Source organism: Pseudomonas sp. DVZ6 (genome assembly GCF_024259445.1).
GTDB classification, from domain to species: Bacteria; Pseudomonadota; Gammaproteobacteria; order Pseudomonadales; family Pseudomonadaceae; genus Aquipseudomonas; species Aquipseudomonas peradeniyensis.
Genome location: NZ_JANCLM010000003.1, coordinates 118,053 through 134,216, shown reverse-complemented (window position 1 = coordinate 134,216; position 16,164 = coordinate 118,053). Strand labels below are relative to the sequence as shown.

The following is a 16,164-nucleotide window of genomic DNA, read 5'->3' as shown; positions in this document are numbered from 1 at the left end:
CCTGCTGTTACTGTCTGGCCATCAGGCCTGGACGGGAACGGATGCATGAACCAGCGGGTGACAGTGATCGGCGGCGGGGTGGTCGGCCTGGCGACGGCTTATGCGCTGGTGCGCGACGGCTGGCAGGTCGACCTGGTCGAGGCCCGCGACAGCCTGGCCAGCGCCACAAGTTTTGCCAACGGCGGGCAGCTTTCGTATCGCTATGTGGCGCCACTGGCCGATGCCGGTGTGCCGTGGCAGGCGCTTGGCTGGTTGTTGCAGGGGGACTCGCCGTTGCGCCTTCGGTTGCGTCTGGACCCAGCGCAGTGGCGTTGGCTGGCGGCTTTCGTCATGGCCTGCCGTACCTCCGTCAATCGCCGTAATGCCGCTCGGCTGCTGAGTCTGGCGCTCGAAAGCCAGGCGGCTTTGCAGCGCTGGCGCGAGCAGGACGGCCTCGATGATTTCGCCTGGCGGCGCAATGGCAAGCTGGTCGCATTCCGTACCCAGCGTGCATTCGACCACGGGCGCCAAAACTTGCTTGATCCCCACAGCCAGCGAACACTGGATGCCGCCGAACTGCGCGAACTCGACCCGGCGCTTTTCGATGCACCGTTCGTTGGCGGCGTGTTCACCCCGGACGAAGAGGTCGCCGATTGCCACCGTTTTTGCCTGCGTCTGGCCGAGCGCCTGGAGGCGTCGGGACAATGCAGGTTGCTGTTGGGGCGACCGGTGACACGGCTGATAGCGCACGATGATCAGGTGCTGGCCCTTGAGCTGGGCAACGAACGGCTGGAAGTGCAGCACCTGGTGCTCTGCGCCGGGCACCGTAGCGCCGGCCTGGCATTGCCGGGCTTGAATTTGCCGGTCTATCCCTTGAAAGGCTACAGCCTGACCGCGCCGATTGGCGCCGCGCATCGGGCGCCCGATGTGAGTATCACCGACTACGAGCGCAAGATCGTCTATGCCCGGCTGGAGGATCAGCTGCGTGTGGCGGCGATGGTGGACATCGTCGGTTACGACGAGTCGGTGGATGCCGGCAGGCTCGCGAGCATGCGACGGCTGGCGCGCGCGACCCTGCCGGAGGCCGCTGATTACAAGCAGGCGGTGGAGTGGGCTGGGATGCGGCCGGCGACGCCGACCGGAGTGCCGATCATCGAGGCCACACGGTATCGCAACCTGTGGCTGAACCTGGGGCATGGTGCGCTGGGGTTCACCTTGGCGTGTGGCAGTGGCGAGCGGCTGGCGAGGCTGTTGCGCTGACCTTGTTGGCCTCATCGCGGGGCAAGTCGGGTCGCCGCATCGCCGCTCCCACGGATTGCTTTTGACGCCAGGGGAGTGGGCTTGCCCTGCGACAGGCTCTACTGGTAGATCAGCGACCGAAGCGCATCGGCCAGCCCACCACCTTCTTCGCCCGCGGCGTGGCGTAGGTGCGCACCTTGGAGGTGCTCAACCCCAGCCTCACCAGTGATTCGGCAATGGTCACCGCCGCGCTCACACCGTCCACCACCGGCACCCCGGTGCGCTGGCGGATCTGCTCGTCGAGTCCGGCCATGCCGCCGCAACCCAGGCAGATCACTTCGGCCTTGTCCTCGAGCACAGCGCGCTCGGCCTGCTCGACGATGGCTTCCACCGCGCGCCGAGGGTCGCTTTCCAGCTCCAGCACCGCCAGGCCGCTGGCGCGCACCGAGGCGCAGCGCTCATACAGTCCGGAGAGCTTGAGGCGGTCCTCGATCAGCGGCACGGTGCGGTCCAGCGTGGTCACCACCGAGTAGGCGTGGCCCAGGTACATGGCAGTGCTGGCGGCGGCATCGGTGATGTCCACCACCGGCACGTCCAACAGCTCCTGCAGGCCTTCGCGGCCATGCTCGCCGTAGCCGGCCTGGATCACGGCATCGAAGGGTTGGTCGTAGGCCAGCACCCGGTCCATCACCGCGATGGCGGCCAGGTAGCTCTCGAAGTTGCCCTCCACCGACTCGGCGCCGAACCAAGGGGTCAGGCCGACGATCTCGGTACCGGGCGCGGCCACGCTGCGCGCCTGCTCGGCAATGGCTTCGGTGATGGCTTCAGTGGTGTTGACGTTGGCGATCAGAATACGCATGACGGATCTCCCTGAAATCAGTGGCTGCTGTGGTCGACGGCGATGCATTCGCCGCTGACATCGAGGTATTGGCGGTTGCGTGGCGCGATCAGCAGGTAGACGGCGGCGGCGATACCGGCACCGATCAGCCAGGAGAACGGCGCGATGCCGTGGAAGTTGGGCACCAGGGCCAGGACGATGGCCAGCAGCGCGGCCGGGATGAACGCGGCCAGGGCGCGCAGGTTGATGCCGCGGGTGTAGTGGTAGGCGCCGGCGGGGTTCTCGCTGTACAGCTCGGGCACGTTGATGCGGCCCTTACGCAGCAGCCAGTAGTCGGCCATGATCACGCCGTACAGCGGGCCGAGCAGGGCGCCCAGGCCCGAGAGGAAGTACACGATCACCAGCGGGCTGTTGTACAGGTTCCAGGGCAGGATCAGCACCGCCAGGGTGGCGCTGATCAGCCCGGCGCGGCGGAAGTTCAGGTGGCGCGGCGCCAGGTTGCTGAGCACGAAGGCCGGGGCGACGAAGTTGGCCATGATGTTCACCGCCACGGTGACGATCAGGAAGGCCAGGCAGCCCAGCACCAGGAACGTGGTGTTGGGGATGCTGGCGACGATCTGCGTCGGGCTGTCGATGACCTGGCCGTTGATCTGGAACTGCGCGCCGCACAGCACCACGGTGATCGCCGCGAACACCAGGATGTTCACCGGCAGGCCCCAGAAGTTGCCGACGCGTATGGTCCTGCGGCACGGCGAGGAACGGGCGAAGTCGCAGAAGTTGAGCACCAGGGTGCCGTAGATCGCCAGCCACAGCGCGCCGCCAGCGAAGATGTTGCGCCACATCTCGTAGCCGCTCAGGGGCTCGGCGACCGACCAGGCGATGCGCGCATCGGCCTTGAAGTACATGAACACTGCCAGGCTGGCCACGGTCAGCAGGATTACCGGCCCGGCGAAGGCCTCGTAGCGGCGCACCATCTCCATGCCGTAGGCGAGGATCACCAGCTGCACCAGCCAGATCGCCACGAAGCACACCCAGCCCAGGCTCGACAGACCGAGGATGCTGTCGTGGTCATAGGCGGCCACCTGCGGCCACACGGCGGTCAACAGCACCCGCAGCACCACCGAGGCCAGGTAGGTCTGGATACCGAACCAGGCGATGGCGATCACCGCGCGGATCAGCGCCGGGATCTGCGCGCCATGGATGCCGAAGGCGATGCGGCTGATCACCGGGAACGGCACGCCGGTCTTCTGCCCCATGTAGCCGGACAGGTTCATGAAGAAGTACACCAGCGCCGCGCCGATCGCCAGCGACAGCAGGATTTGCCAGCCGCCCAGGCCGAGGGCGAACAGCCCCATGGCGAAGGAGTAGTTGGCGATGTTGTGCACGTCGTTGGTCCACAACGCGAAGATGCTGTAGCCGCCCCAGCGGCGGCCTGCCAGTTTGGTCGGGGCGAGGTCGCGGTTATGCAGGCGCGGGCTCAGTTCGAGATCGGCCGGAAGGCCTTCGAGGGCGGTGGTCGAGGGATGGGTGCTGGCAACGGAAAGTTCAGGGGCAAGGGGGAGGCTGCTACTCATTCCGGCGGCTCCTGATGCGTGTGACTGCGATGAGCGGGCGCTGGCGCACGGGCTCGCCATCTCGTCGGTGCAGGCGTTGGCATCACTGGGTTCTGGGCGCAACGGTCGCCGGTGGGGCGACGCTGCGGGTTCTTGTGTATTTATGTTTCGTCAAACTTGTATACAAAACGCAAACACATAAAAGCCAGTTCCATGCCAGAGATCAACTCGCTTTCAGGTTGCTACTATTTTGAATCTATCTATTTGAAAGATAAGTGGATGAAATAAAGGAAATATAAGCTGACCAAATGAACAGGTAATATTTTTTGCTCGACATTTTAGTTGATCAAATGGTCAGATTTAGTTGATTGGAGTATGTAACTTAATGGGGCGTTACCGGTCAAAAGTGCACACAAAAATGGCACTTATGGTGACATTCATGTGTACAAGTTTTGGCCGGGCCGACTGCGTGGGAGCGGGCTTGCCCCGCGATAAGGCCTGCAACTGCAAAACCTCCCTCACGCCATCGGCGGCAACCGCCGCTTCACCGGCGTCTTCTTGATGATCGCCGTATTGGTCTCGGCCAGCACGTTGAGGCGGTCGAGCAGCGTGTCCAGCTGCTCCATCGAGCGCACATGCAGGCGGGCGATGAAACAATCCTCGCCGGTAACCTTGTCGCACTCGGTGAACTCGGGAATGGCGATGATCTGCCGCTCCACCTCCTGCAACTGCCCCGGCAGCGGGCGAATGCGCACGATGGCCTGCAACTGGTAGCCGAAACAGCGCGGGTCCACCTCCACCGTATAGCCGCGCAGTACGCCGCGCTCTTCCAGGCGGCGCAGGCGCTCGCTGACGCTGGGCGCCGACAATCCGCTGATCTGCGCCAGGGCCTTGAGCGAGCGGCGCGAGTCTTCCATCAGGGCGTTGATCAGCAACTGGTCGATGGCATCGGTCATGGCAGCCTCGTTAGGTGATTTTCAAGATGTGCCTTGATAGTAAAGGCGAGAGCACCGATATGCCTTGCTTATCCGCTGGAAGGTCCCCCTCGACCCTCCGCATACTGTGCCCATCGTCGACAGGAGGTGTGAGATGGACAATTCGCTGCGCCGTGGCTCGCTGGAAATGATCGCCGCCATGCTGATATCCGGGACCATCGGCTGGTTCGTGCTGATATCCGGGCAGCCGGTGCTGGAAGTGGTGTTCTGGCGCTGCGTGTTCGGCGCCGGCACCTTGTTGCTGATCTGCGCGGCCATGGGCTTTCTCAAGCCGGGCGTGCTGACCCGCGCCACCTTCCTGCTGGCGGTGGCCAGCGGGGTGGCGATCGTCGGCAACTGGGTGCTGCTGTTCGCCTCCTATTCGCGGGCTTCGATTGCCATCGGCACGGCGGTGTACAACGTTCAGCCGTTCATGCTGGTGGGCTTGGCCGCGCTGTTCCTCGGCGAGAAGATCACCCCGGCCAAGCTGACCTGGTTGAGCGTGGCGTTCCTCGGCATGCTGGCCATCGTCAGTGCCCATGGCGCGGGGCAGGCCAGTGGCGACGAGTACCTGCTGGGCATTGTCCTGGCATTGGGCGCGGCGTTCCTGTACGCCGTGGCGGCGTTGATCATCAAGCGCCTGACCGGCACGCCACCGCACTTGATCGCGCTGATCCAGGTGAGCACCGGCGTATTGCTGCTGGCGCCCTGGGTTAAGCTCGGTGGACTGCCGGGTGAACTGCCGGCGCTCGGCAGCCTGGTGACGCTGGGGATCGTGCATACCGGTTTGATGTACGTGCTGCTGTACAGCGCCATCCAGCGCCTGCCCACGGCGTTGACCGGGGCGCTGTCGTTCATCTACCCGATCGCGGCGATCCTGGTCGACTGGGTGGCCTTCGACCATCGCCTGGCGGCGGTGCAGTGGCTGGGGGTGGGGCTGATCCTGCTGGCGGCGGCGGGCATGCAGCAGGGCTGGTGGTTCCGGCCGGCCAGCGGCCGCGGCGTGGCAAGGCCTGAATGAGGTTCAGTTTGTAAGATCGGCGTGGTCTTGGCGTGTAACAGCCTCAAGGTGTTGAAGTCGTCCGGAGTCGGTATTCGGCTTCAACCGCCGGGGCTGCGAGGCAGCCCTTTCGCGGCACAAGGCCGCTCCTACAGGGGGATGCGCTTCCTGTAGGAGCGGCCTTGTGCCGCGAAAAGACCGCAAACGCCGACTGCTCAGTTCAACCAGCTCAACGCCGGCCCCTGGGGCACGATCCGGGTCGGGTTGATGTGGTTGTGCGAGTAGTAGTAATGCAGCTTGATATGCGCCATGTCGATGGTGCGATAGATCGCCGGGATCTGCGTCAGGCGCACCAGGTACTGGTACAGCGCCGGGTACTCGGCCAGGGTCTTGTGGTTGGTCTTGAAGTGCACGTAGTACACCGCCTCGTAGCGGATCAGCGTGGGCAGCAGGAACAGGTCCGACAGGCTCAGCTTGCCGCCCACCAGGTACGGCTGCTTGCGCAGCCGGTGCTCGAGGGTGTCCATGGCCGCGAAGAACTGCTGGAAGGCCTGGTCGTAGCTCTCCTGGTCCGGGGCGAAGCCCATGTGGTAGACCATGCGGTTGATGTTGGTGTGCAGCCACTGGTTGAGCTCGACGATGTCGCAGCTGGAGCGGTCGGGCACCAGGTCGATCGGGGTCTTGGCCAGGGGCAGCAGGCGGGTGGCCATCTGCAGCGCCAGCTCCGCCGAGTCGTTGTGCACGATACGGTTCTGCTGGCGGTCCCAGAGGACCGGCACCGACTGGTTGCCGGTGAAGCCCGGGCGCGAACGCTCGTACAGGCTCGACAGCAGGGTGACGTCCTTGTGCAGCGGGTCCTGGTCGTGCTCGTCGAACTCCCAGCCCTGGTCGTGGCGGCGGGCCGCCACCGAGGTGACGTCCAGCGCGTCTTCCAGGCCCAGCAGGCTCTGCACCAGGTGCACCCGGTGCGAGAACGGGCAGGCGTGGGAGATGTACAGGTGGTAGCGATTGGGCTCGGCCACCAGTTCGCTGAGGAACAGTTCCTGGACCGACGGGTTGTCTTGGCTGCGGGTCATCTTACCTCCCTACGGCGGTGGCCAGGCTTGGGCATGGACGCTCGCCGAGGGCGGCGATGCTGTGCTGGATCTTCAGGTTGGCGGCGGCCAGGCCCGCGGCCAGGCTTTCTTCGCCCATGCCCAGGCCTTCGGCGTAGATGAATTCGACGCTGTTCAGGCCGACGAAGCCCAGGGTCTGCGACAGCCAGCCGGCCAGGGTATCGGTGCCCTGGCTGTAGACGCCGCCGCTGGCGTTGAGCACGTGCACCGGCTTGTCATCCAGCAGCCCGACCGGGGCGCCGTCGACATAGGTGAAGGTAACGCCGCCGCGCACGATGTAGTCGACCCAGGTGTGCAGGATCGACGGTGCGCCGAAGTTGTAGCGTGGCAGGCCGATCACCACGCGGTCGGCTTCCTGGATCTCTTCGATCAGCTCGTTGGACAGCTTCAGTGCCGCGGCCGCCTCGATGCTGCTGGCGTCACCGCCGAACAGGGCGTCCATGGTCACCGCATTGAGGTGCGGGATGGGCTGGGCGTGCAGGTCGCGTACCGCCACCGAAGCTTCGGGGTTGACCTCTTTGAGCTGCTTGAGGAAGTTGTCCACCAGTTGGCCGGAGAAGCCGCCATCGGACTTGATCGAGGAGCGGATGACCAGGACCTTGTGATTCATTGCGAGAATCCTTTCAGTGATGTGTGTGACAGCCAGTCTTGAGCAATCGGGCGGGAGTGAAAAGCGCAGATAATCAGGGTATTACCCTTAAGGTTGTCATGTATCGCCAGGGGCTCTGTGCTGAAACGATCGCGGGGCAAGTCCGCCCCCACATATCACGTGGGAGCGGGCTTGCCCCGCGAAGAAGGTGATGGGTGATTACGCCGTCACCACTCCCGCTTGAGCCTGAACTTGCTCAGCTGCGCGCTGGCGATGCGCGTCTGGCTGCCGTCGGCGTTGACCCGCCAGGCCTCGGCCTGGGTGAACATCAGGTTGCGTCCATCACGGATCACCTTGGCGTGGAACAGCACCTCGGCGTCCCGCGGTGTGGCCGACAGCAGCAGGGTGTTGAAACTGTTGGTCAGGGCGTACTCGTCCGGCCCCAGCAAGGGCAGGGTGGCGAGCATGCTGGTGACGTCGAGCATCGAGTAGATCACCCCGCCGTGCAGGGTCTGGCTGAGGTTGTCGATGGCATCGGTAACGGTCAGCCGGCAGGTGCACTGGCCGGGGGACTGTTCCAGCATCTCCAGCCCGCAGTAGCGCTGGTAGGCGTGTTCGAGCAGCGCGCGCGAGTGCGCGGCGGCGTGGTCGCTGATGGTGCTCATGGTGTGATCCTTCACAGGTGCCGGGCAATGATTTCCAGCATGATTTCGTGGGTGCCGCCGCCGATGGCCAGCAGGCGGGCGTCGCGGTGGATGCGTTCGACCAGCGAGGGCTCGACGCAGCCGTGGGCGCCATGCAGCTGCACGGCGTCGCGGGCCAGGGTTTCCAGGGTCTGTACGGCGCTGTTCTTGGCGATGGCCACCTGGTGTGGGTCCAGGGTGCCTTCGGCCTGGCGGGCCACGCAGGTGTCGACGAACTGGCGGCTGACCGTCAGCTGCGCGTAGTGCTCGGCCAGGCGCTGGCGGATCACCGACTTGTCGAACAGCGCCTTGCCGCCGACCTGGCGGCTCTTGCACCAGTCGATGGCGGCCTGCAGGGCCATGTCGGCGCTGGTGATGGCCATCACCGCCAGGTTCAGCCGCTCCTGCTGCAGGCTGGCCTGCAGCAGACGGCCGACACCGCCCTTGCCGGTCAGGCGCAGCGCTGGCACGTCCACAAGCTCTAGGTCGGCCAGCGGCAGGCAGCGCCAGCCCAGGGCCTGGCGCGGGGTGTGGCGGATGCCGGCGGCGGAACCCTCGACCAGGAACAGCGCCAGGCCGTCCTCGCAGTGGCCGACCATCAGCAGCCAGTCGGCACGGGTGGCGTTGCAGATGAACGCCTTGTGTCCGTTCAGCCGGTAGCCGTCGGCCTGACGCGTGGCCCGGCACTCCAGGGCGCGCAGGTCGGAACCGGCCTGGCGCTCGGTGATCGCCAGGGCGATGCTCTGGCGGCCATCGAGCACTGCCGGCACCAGGTCGTGGACGATCGGGTGGCCGGTGGCTTGCACCGCCTTGAGGCTGACGAAGTGCGAGCCCAGGCCCATGGTGATGCCCTGGGCGCCGCTGCGGGTCAGTTCCTCGATCAGCACCGCCACGGCCCGCGGGTCGTCCGGCAACTGGCGGTGGTCGTGGCCCAGGCCGAGCAGGCCGGCGGCGCCGGCCTCGCGGTTGAGCGTGGCCGGGTAGGCGCCGAGCTGCTCCCAGGCCGCCACGTTCGGCGTGATGCGCTCGCTGACGAAGGCCTGCAGGCGCTGGCGGTATGCGTCACTCATGGCGATCTCCTCAGAACACCGTGGTCAGGGCCAGGTCGTGGAAGCGCTCGACGATCGGCCGGATCCGCGAGGAGGTCATGGCGCTGTCCTCCTCGAAGTAGTACAGGTCGGTCATGTCGCGCATCACTTCCAGCATCACCCGCGAACGCTCGGCGGCGCGGATCTCGTAGCGCTGCAGGGCGCTGTCGAGGCGCTCGTCGCAGCAGCCGACCAGGGCCTGGGCGAGCATGAAGGCGTTCTCCAGGCCCAGGGTCAGGCCGTAGCCGAGGGTCGGCAGCATGGCGTGGATGCTGTCGCCGAGCATCACCACGCTGCCGTTCTGCCAGCAGCCGGCGCCGGTCAGCGCCATCATCTTGTGGGTGAGGATCTGCTCGTGCTCGGTGGCTTGCATCATCCGCACCACGTCAGGCGGCAGGTCGGCGAACAGCCGCACCAGGCCGTCGCGGTCGAGCAGCGGCTGGTTGCGGTGCTGGTAGGCGGCGAACCAGTAGCGGTACGGGCGGTCGGCCGCCAGCGGGTAGGTGACCACCCGCGAGAACTCCGAGGCGAAGATCTGGCAACGGTCGGGCAGCAGCAGCGGCGAGTCGAACTCGACCATGCCGCGGCTGGCCACCAGGCCCGTGTCGTAGGGCGTCAGGCCCGGCTCCAGGCACTGGCGCACGGTGGAGCCGACGCCGTCGCTGCCGATCACCAGATCGAAGTCTTCCTGCTCGCCGTTGCTGAAGGTCACCCGCGCCTGTTCGCCGACCTTCTCCACCTTCTCGCAACCCATCTGGTAGCGGATCTGCCCGGGGGCCAGGCGTTCGCGCAGCAGGCCGAACAGCTCGGGACGCGGGAACATCACCGCCGGCGCCGGGATCCCCAGGCCGTCCGGGCGCACCGGCTGGCTGTGGATCAGGCGACCGTCGCGGCCATGGGTGTCGAGGAACTCGATGGCCTTGCCGCGGCCGATGAAGCCGGTGTCGTTGAACAGGAAGCGCAGCACCTGCACGCCCTGGGGCCAGACGTAGATGCCGGTGCCCGAGTCGCGCGGGCCATGGGCCCGCTCGTACACCGTGGCCTCGAGGCCGAAGCGCTTGAGAATCAGGGCGCAGGCCAGACCATTGAGGCCGGCGCCGATGATCGCGATCTTCATGCGGCCACCTCGCTCAAGGTGTTCCAGCTCTGGCCGCTCATGCGGTAGCGGCGCTGCAGCAGGCACAGGCTGGTCAGCTCCATCAGCATCGGGTCGAGCAGGCCCTGTTCCTGGGCGCTGAGGGTCGGCAGCTGCTTGAGCAGGGTGCGGACCTTGGCCGCGTCGAAGAACGGCAGCGCGTCCAGGTCACGGCTGTGCAGGGTGTCCTGCACCAGCTGCCACAGGCGGCCTTGCTGCTGCAGGGTGGCCGGCGGGGCGCGGAAATAGTGCTTCTTGCGCTCGTACAGGGCCTTGGGCAGGTAAGGGCGCATGGCTTCGCGGAACACGTACTTCTCGGTGGCGCCGCGCACCTTCATCCACACCGGCAGCTGGCAGGCCAGTTCGACCACGTGGTGGTCGAGCAGCGGCACGCGGCCTTCGATGCTGTTGGCCATCTCCATGCGGTCGCCCAGGGTGGTGAGGACGAAGTTCGGCAGGTACGACTTGGCCCACAGGTACATGGAGTTGTGCACCGGGTCGCGGTCGGCGAGCTTGCCGTGGTCGAGGCGGTCGAAGAACTGGCGGTACGGGTCGACACCGCTGAAGTGATCGCGGAAGTCGCCGCGGTACAGGCTCTCCAGGGCCTTGAACCAGCCGGCCTGGTTGTCCAGCCACGACACGCCGTGCTTGAGCTGCTCGACCATCCAGTGGATGTCGTGGGGCATGTGCGCGTTGGTGTAGCCCTGCTCGTTGGCCTGGATGCGCTGGCGCAGCAGGTCGATGACTTTCGGGTCTTGTTGTTCGTTGTTGTACAGCAGCATGTCGCGGCGGAAGTGCGGGTAGCCGGCGAACACTTCGTCGGCGCCTTCGCCGGTCAGCACCACTTTCAGGCCGGCCTTGCGCACTTCCTTGCTGAGGATGTACTTGGCCACGCCGTGGGCGTTGAAGAATGGCGTCTCGTTGTGCCACACCGCCTGCTCGAAGTTGTCCGCCAGGTCGTCCTGGGTGATCTCGATGGTGTGGAAGCGCGCGCCGTTGTGCTCGGCGGCCATGCGCGCGAAACGGTTCTCGTCGTAGTCGTCCATGTCGGTGAACGACAGGTTGAAGGCGTCCAGCGGCTCGCCCTTGAGGGCGGTGGCCATGCCCAGCATCGCCGAGGAGTCGATGCCGCCGCTCAGGTACACGCCCATCGGCACGTCGGCGCGCAGGCGCAGGCGCACGGCTTCCTCGATGGCGGCGCGCACGGATTCGATCATGCCGGCCTCGTCGCTCGGCGCCGGGGTGTCGCGGCGGGCGAATTCCATGTCCCAGTAGCGGCCGCTGTGCAGGCCGCCGTGGTCGACCATCACCCAGCAGCCCGGCTGCACGCTGCGCACGCCTTCGAACAGGGTGTGGTCGCGCAGGTAGAAGGCGCGGCTGGCGTAGGCGTTCTCGTCCCAGGTCGGGTTGACGCCGGCGGCCAGCAGGGCCTTGATCTCGGAGGCGAAGTACCAGTTGCCTTCGTGCTGGGTGTAGAACAGCGGCTTGATGCCCAGGCGGTCGCGTACCGCCAGCATCAGGCGGCGACGGCGGTCGAACAGGACCATGGCGAACTCGCCGCGCAGCTCCTTGAGCCCGGCCATGCCGGAGCGGCGGTACAGGTGCAGGGCGATCTCGCTGTCCGAGGCGGTCTTGAAGATCGCGCCTTCGGCCTGCAGTTCGGTACGGATGCGTTCGTGGTCGTAGAACTCGCCGTTGACGATCACCGCCAGGTCGCCTTCATCGGCGACGATCGGCTGCATGCCGTTGTCCAGGCCGATGATGCTCAGGCGGGTGTGGCCGAGCACGGCGCGCTCGCCCGGGTCACGCCACAGGCTGTGCTCGTCGGGGCCGCGGTGATTGATGGCGGCCAGGGCGTCGAGGATCGACTGGTCGCTGATGCTGTTGCGTTTGGACTGGTAGACACCGATGAAACCACACATGGCAAAATCCTTTTCTCATAGGTCGGGCGTCGTCGGCGACGCCGGAACGGCGCGGGCTTCGTGGTCCGCGCACCCAGGGTTCATTGCGCCCAGTCGGGGCGGCTGCGTTCGAAGAAGGCGGCAAGACCGTGCTGGCCCTCGCTGGAGGTGCGCAGGCGGGCGATCAGCTGCAGGTTGCAACCCTGCTCGTCGAGCAGGTGGTCGCGGCCTGCCAGGCGCGCCAGCATCTGCTTGATCTCGCGACTGGCCTGGGGGCCGGTCTGCAGCAGGGTGGCCAGCCAGCGGTCGCGGGCCTGCTCCAGCTCGGCGGCGGGCACCAGGCGGTGGACCAGCTGCAGGCGCAGCGCATCCTCGGTGCCGAACACCTCGGCCGAGAGCATGTAGCGCCGTGCCTGGCGCACGCCCATGGCGCGCACCACGTAGGGGCTGATCAAGGCCGGGGCCAGGCCCAGGCGCGCCTCGCTGAAGCAGAAGCGCGCATCCTCGGCGGCCAGCACGTGGTCGGCGCAGCACAGCAGGCCCAGGGCCCCGCCGAACACCGCGCCGCGGGCCAGCATCAACACCGGCACCGGGAAGTCGTCCAGGCGCTGCAGGACGTTGGCCAGCAGGCTGGCGTCCTCCAGGTTGCGCGCATGGTCGAAGTCGCGGCTGCGGCGCATCCACTCCAGGTCCGCCCCGGTGCACAGGTGCTCGCCGGCGCCGTCGAGCACCAGGGCGCGCAGCCCCGGGTGCTCGGCGAGGGCCTGCAGCTGCTCGTGCAAGGCCCCGAGCAGGGCCTCGTCGAGGGCGTTGCCGGCATGCGGACGGTTCAGGGTCAGGCAGGCGACCGCGGGTTGCGGCCAGCTCAGCAGCACGTCGCTCATGGTCGTCAGCTCGCCATCTTCAGGGACAGGGCGGTGCTCTCGTACTGACGGCGATAGCCCTCGCAACCGCCGTAGCGGAACGCGCCGCCGGTGACGTACGGGGTGCTGTAGTCGGCCACGGCCGGGTGGTTGTCGCCGTAGAACCAGCTGCTGTACTGCTCATGGCCCAGGCGGGTGCGGCTGGCCAGCATGCGCGCATGCGCCTTGCGCCGCGAATGGGCCTGGTAGCCCGGCACCACGGTGGCGCTGAAGAACTCGCCGACGCTGCCCGAGCCGTAGCTGAACAGGCCGATGTTGCGCCCGGTCAGGTCCTCGTCGCTGTTGTCCAGCAGCGACAGCAGGGCGATGTACAGCGAGGCGGTGTAGCAGTTGCCGATGGCCTTGCCGTACAGCTGGCTGGTGGAATAGGCCTTCTCACCCAGGGCCTTGGCCGCTTCGGGTTCGATCGCCTCGAACACCGAGAAGGCTTTCTTCGCCATCTTGGTGAACGGTTGGTGGAAGCACAGGAAGCTCATGTCTTCCAGGCCCAGGCCGCCGTCGGCGCGGTAGCTCTGCCAGGCGTTGCGCAGCGACTCCAGGTAGACCTCGATCGACAGCTTGCCGTCGACCAGCGCGGTGCTGCGCAGGTTCGGCCGCCAGAAGTCCGAGACGTCCAGGCTGTAGCGGCCCTGGTGCGGGTGCAGCTCCAGCAGGCGCGGGTTCTCGGCCACGATCATGGCCACGGCGCCGGCGCCCTGGGTGCATTCGCCTTCGGAGTTCTGCTCGTAGCGGGCGATGTCGGTGGCGATCACCAGCACCTTCTCGTGAGGGCGTTGGGCGACCAGCGCACGGGCCATCTGCAAGCCGGCGGTGGCGCCGTAGCAGGCCTGCTTGAACTCCACCACGCGGCAGTCGGCACGCAGGCCGAGCAGGCTGTGGACGAACAGGCCGGCGGCCTTGGACTGGTCGATGCCGCTCTCGGTGGCGAGGATCACCGTGGCGATCGAGGCGCGGGTGGCGTCATCGAGCAGCGGCAGGGTGGCGTTGGCCGCCAGGGTCACGATGTCTTCGTCCGGGGCCGGCACGGCCATGAACTCCTGGCCGATGCCGACCAGGTATTTCTGCGGATCGATACCATGCCGTTCGGCAAGTTCTTCCAGTGCGAAAAAGTGTTGCGGTACAGACAGCCCAATATCATCAATGCCGATTTTCATGTGTATGCCCAATTATTTTTCACTGTTGAAAAAATCCCAAAATACACAACCGGTCTTGTTGTTCCGGTGCCAGGCCCTGCTGGCCATTTAATTATTGCGGCTGAAGCTTTTGGCAAAAAAAGCGAATAATTCCGATGGGATTGATGACGCCAGTTCATGGTTTTTTGAGGGTGGAAAGTTCGGCGTTTATTTATCGCGCACAGGCGTGCGCCCCGTGATACCACGCGGCTTGTGCAAAGGGGGATGAGCGGATTGTCGAACAATTGGGCAATTAAAATTTTCAATTGTTTTAATATGAAAATTTTATGGCGGTGTTATCGCCTGATTGACCTGTTGTTTTGGCTATATATTTATGCCGTATCGCTTGTGCATATCTGCATGGTCGGGACTTCCTTGTCCATTATTCATCCATTAGTGCCGGGCACCGTGAGGGAGGTTGTTGTCGCACGAACCGCGCCGGGCGAATAGTGACAAAAAGTGCGTGCATCGCGGCATGGTCTTCATGTGTCGTACGCAGCTGTGGTACAACGCCGCAGGACAAAGGATTCGTCGCCCGGCTTTCGGGTACACAAGGAGGTAGTGGTGTTTTCCAAGATCAGTCTCGATCAGTGGCGCGCGTTCGTCTGCACGGTCGAGTGCGGCGGTTTCCAGCAGGCCGGCGAGCACATGTACAAGTCGCAGTCGGCCATCAGTCACTCGGTCAACCGCATGGAAATGCTCCTGGGCCAGGAGCTGTTCATCATCGAAGGCCGCAAGGCCGTGCTCACCTCCCTGGGTAAGGCCCTGCTGCCCCAGGCCAAGCACCTGCTGGGGGCGGCGCAGAAGCTCGAGCACCTGGCCAACCAGTACCAGCCCGGGCTGTTCACCGAGCAGGCGCTGGCGGTGGATGTGCTGTTCCCCATCGAATTGCTGCAGCAGGCGTTGCAGGAGTTTGCCCTGGAGTACAAGGATCACCGTATCCGCCTGTACGAAACGGCGTTGTCCGGGGCCCGCGAGCTGCTCGAAGACGGCAAGGTCGAGCTGGGTATCGCCAGCAGCCTGCCTTCCGGCTACCTGCAGGAGTTCCTGCTCAATGTCTCGCTGGTCTGCGTGGTGGGGGCCAGCCACCCGCTGAGCGAGGCGCAGGGGGAGTTGAGCCTGGACGACATGAAGAACCACCGGCAGGTGGTGATCCGCGATTCCGGCACGCGCAATTCGCAGAACAGTGGCTGGCTGGGGACCTCGCAGCGCTGGACGGTGAGCAGCCTGGCGGCGGCCGAGAGCTTCGTCGAACGGGGGATGGGCTTTGCCTGGTTGCCGGAGCATCGGGTGCAGCAGGGGTTGGCGCAAGGGCGGCTGGTGCGGGTCAACCTGCAGCATCAGCGTGAGCGGGAGGTGCCGATGTACATGGGTTATCCCGAGGAGTACCGGCACAGTCCCGAGGTGCGGTTGCTGGCGCAGATACTGCGGGAGCGGTGTCGGGAGTATCGGCCGGGGTGATTGTTGGGGCGTTAGCCGGGGCTGCTGCGCAGCCCTTTCGCGGCACAAGGCCGCTTTCATGAAGCAAAATACAATTCTTTGATTTAACTGGGGCAGCGTGGGAGCGGGCTTGCCCCGCGATGCGGTGTTTGGCACCGGCTTCGCCGGTGATCGCGGGGCAAGCCCGCTCCCACGCTGGTACTTTGCGCCCTAAGCGGCAGCCCCCCAGCCATCTCGAAGACTGTCAGATCTTTCCGAACCTGAAACCAAATGCTTCAGCCAGCAAAGCTTGGGATCTACCCTACGCGCTTGCCGGAAGCCGCCGCGTTGTCGGGGAAATACCCCACGGATAACTTCACTGGGTCGCCACACCAGGTGACCGGGCGTGAGAACCCGAGGCGTAAAGTATCGGCAATCCAGTTATGGCAGCCGTGCCCGGGCAGACTTCGGTCTGGCCGAGTTTTTCTTGCGCCTCGGTTTCTCACCCCGTGCACGGCTGCCACCATTTGTTTCTCGCTCCAAAGTGCTGTCGTGG

At 65.5% G+C, this 16,164-nt stretch carries 15 protein-coding genes; 4 read left to right on the top strand and 11 right to left on the bottom strand.

All coding sequences use genetic code 11. The annotated features are described in order from the left end of the window. Positions 1–45 precede the first annotated feature (45 nt). Complete coding sequence (locus NMG10_RS02980) at positions 46–1,239, top strand: D-amino acid dehydrogenase (RefSeq protein ID WP_254463817.1); 1,194 nt, start codon at positions 46–48, stop codon at positions 1,237–1,239. A gap of 109 nt (positions 1,240–1,348) precedes the next feature. Here NMG10_RS02980 and NMG10_RS02975 read toward each other — a convergent pair whose 3' ends face one another. The 3 genes from NMG10_RS02975 to NMG10_RS02965 form a co-directional block, all read right to left on the bottom strand. Further along, positions 1,349–2,077 (bottom strand): aspartate/glutamate racemase family protein, encoded by a 729-nt coding sequence (locus tag NMG10_RS02975; RefSeq protein ID WP_254463816.1) that lies wholly within the window; start codon positions 2,075–2,077, stop codon positions 1,349–1,351. Positions 2,078–2,094: 17 nt separating this feature from the next. Next, on the bottom strand, positions 2,095–3,630 hold the full coding sequence (locus NMG10_RS02970) for an NCS1 family nucleobase:cation symporter-1 (protein WP_254463815.1): 1,536 nt from the start codon (positions 3,628–3,630) through the stop codon (positions 2,095–2,097). Between the two features lie 497 nt (positions 3,631–4,127). After that, positions 4,128–4,565, bottom strand: coding sequence for an Lrp/AsnC family transcriptional regulator (locus tag NMG10_RS02965; protein ID WP_050706624.1), 438 nt, complete (start codon positions 4,563–4,565; stop codon positions 4,128–4,130). Positions 4,566–4,698: 133 nt separating this feature from the next. Here NMG10_RS02965 and NMG10_RS02960 point away from each other — a divergent pair, with 133 nt between their 5' ends. Further along, a complete protein-coding gene (locus NMG10_RS02960) occupies positions 4,699–5,604 on the top strand; it encodes a DMT family transporter (RefSeq protein WP_254463814.1) in 906 nt (301 codons plus the stop codon). 194 nt (positions 5,605–5,798) lie between these two features. Here NMG10_RS02960 and NMG10_RS02955 read toward each other — a convergent pair whose 3' ends face one another. The 8 genes from NMG10_RS02955 to NMG10_RS02920 form a co-directional block, all read right to left on the bottom strand. Continuing rightward, positions 5,799–6,659: a glutathione S-transferase C-terminal domain-containing protein gene (locus tag NMG10_RS02955; protein WP_051555768.1), complete on the bottom strand. Its 861-nt coding sequence runs from the start codon at positions 6,657–6,659 to the stop codon at positions 5,799–5,801. Position 6,660: 1 nt separating this feature from the next. After that, on the bottom strand, positions 6,661–7,308 hold the full coding sequence (locus NMG10_RS02950) for an FMN-dependent NADH-azoreductase (protein ID WP_023629104.1): 648 nt from the start codon (positions 7,306–7,308) through the stop codon (positions 6,661–6,663). A 206-nt stretch (positions 7,309–7,514) separates the two neighbouring features. Then, complete coding sequence (locus tag NMG10_RS02945) at positions 7,515–7,952, bottom strand: PaaI family thioesterase (RefSeq protein WP_254463813.1); 438 nt, start codon at positions 7,950–7,952, stop codon at positions 7,515–7,517. A gap of 11 nt (positions 7,953–7,963) precedes the next feature. Beyond that, positions 7,964–9,040, bottom strand: a complete 1,077-nt coding sequence (locus NMG10_RS02940; RefSeq protein WP_050706620.1) for an acyl-CoA dehydrogenase family protein — start codon at positions 9,038–9,040, stop codon at positions 7,964–7,966. A 10-nt stretch (positions 9,041–9,050) separates the two neighbouring features. Then, entirely contained in the window at positions 9,051–10,175 is a 1,125-nt protein-coding gene (locus NMG10_RS02935) for an NAD(P)/FAD-dependent oxidoreductase (RefSeq protein ID WP_254463812.1), read from the bottom strand. Beyond that, entirely contained in the window at positions 10,172–12,115 is a 1,944-nt protein-coding gene (gene asnB / locus NMG10_RS02930) for an asparagine synthase (glutamine-hydrolyzing) (RefSeq protein WP_232856562.1), read from the bottom strand. Before asnB ends, NMG10_RS02935 begins: the two co-directional genes overlap by 4 nt. 80 nt (positions 12,116–12,195) lie before the next feature. Next, on the bottom strand, positions 12,196–12,978 hold the full coding sequence (locus tag NMG10_RS02925) for an enoyl-CoA hydratase-related protein (protein ID WP_110739294.1): 783 nt from the start codon (positions 12,976–12,978) through the stop codon (positions 12,196–12,198). A gap of 5 nt (positions 12,979–12,983) precedes the next feature. Continuing rightward, the gene (locus tag NMG10_RS02920; RefSeq protein WP_232856563.1) at positions 12,984–14,171 is read right to left on the bottom strand and encodes a hydroxymethylglutaryl-CoA synthase; all 1,188 of its coding nucleotides are present in this window, start codon (positions 14,169–14,171) and stop codon (positions 12,984–12,986) included. Here NMG10_RS02920 and NMG10_RS02915 point away from each other — a divergent pair. Both NMG10_RS02915 and NMG10_RS02910 read left to right on the top strand, forming a co-directional pair. After that, the gene (locus tag NMG10_RS02915; RefSeq protein ID WP_232856572.1) at positions 14,094–14,300 is read left to right on the top strand and encodes a hypothetical protein; all 207 of its coding nucleotides are present in this window, start codon (positions 14,094–14,096) and stop codon (positions 14,298–14,300) included. The two genes, NMG10_RS02920 and NMG10_RS02915, sit on opposite strands and share 78 nt — an antisense overlap. A gap of 453 nt (positions 14,301–14,753) precedes the next feature. Next, positions 14,754–15,650 (top strand): LysR family transcriptional regulator, encoded by an 897-nt coding sequence (locus NMG10_RS02910; protein ID WP_203651719.1) that lies wholly within the window; start codon positions 14,754–14,756, stop codon positions 15,648–15,650. The last annotated feature ends 514 nt before the right edge of the window (positions 15,651–16,164 follow it).

Coding starts and splice junctions, on each gene's coding strand:
- NMG10_RS02980 (WP_254463817.1), top strand. CDS start 46: ATGAACCAGCGGGTGACAGTGATCGGCGGCGGGGTGGTCGGCCTGGCG.
- NMG10_RS02975 (WP_254463816.1), bottom strand. CDS start 2,077: ATGCGTATTCTGATCGCCAACGTCAACACCACTGAAGCCATCACCGAA.
- NMG10_RS02970 (WP_254463815.1), bottom strand. CDS start 3,630: ATGAGTAGCAGCCTCCCCCTTGCCCCTGAACTTTCCGTTGCCAGCACC.
- NMG10_RS02965 (WP_050706624.1), bottom strand. CDS start 4,565: ATGACCGATGCCATCGACCAGTTGCTGATCAACGCCCTGATGGAAGAC.
- NMG10_RS02960 (WP_254463814.1), top strand. CDS start 4,699: ATGGACAATTCGCTGCGCCGTGGCTCGCTGGAAATGATCGCCGCCATG.
- NMG10_RS02955 (WP_051555768.1), bottom strand. CDS start 6,659: ATGACCCGCAGCCAAGACAACCCGTCGGTCCAGGAACTGTTCCTCAGC.
- NMG10_RS02950 (WP_023629104.1), bottom strand. CDS start 7,308: ATGAATCACAAGGTCCTGGTCATCCGCTCCTCGATCAAGTCCGATGGC.
- NMG10_RS02945 (WP_254463813.1), bottom strand. CDS start 7,952: ATGAGCACCATCAGCGACCACGCCGCCGCGCACTCGCGCGCGCTGCTC.
- NMG10_RS02940 (WP_050706620.1), bottom strand. CDS start 9,040: ATGAGTGACGCATACCGCCAGCGCCTGCAGGCCTTCGTCAGCGAGCGC.
- NMG10_RS02935 (WP_254463812.1), bottom strand. CDS start 10,175: ATGAAGATCGCGATCATCGGCGCCGGCCTCAATGGTCTGGCCTGCGCC.
- asnB (WP_232856562.1), bottom strand. CDS start 12,115: ATGTGTGGTTTCATCGGTGTCTACCAGTCCAAACGCAACAGCATCAGC.
- NMG10_RS02925 (WP_110739294.1), bottom strand. CDS start 12,978: ATGAGCGACGTGCTGCTGAGCTGGCCGCAACCCGCGGTCGCCTGCCTG.
- NMG10_RS02915 (WP_232856572.1), top strand. CDS start 14,094: ATGCCGTTCGGCAAGTTCTTCCAGTGCGAAAAAGTGTTGCGGTACAGA.
- NMG10_RS02920 (WP_232856563.1), bottom strand. CDS start 14,171: ATGAAAATCGGCATTGATGATATTGGGCTGTCTGTACCGCAACACTTT.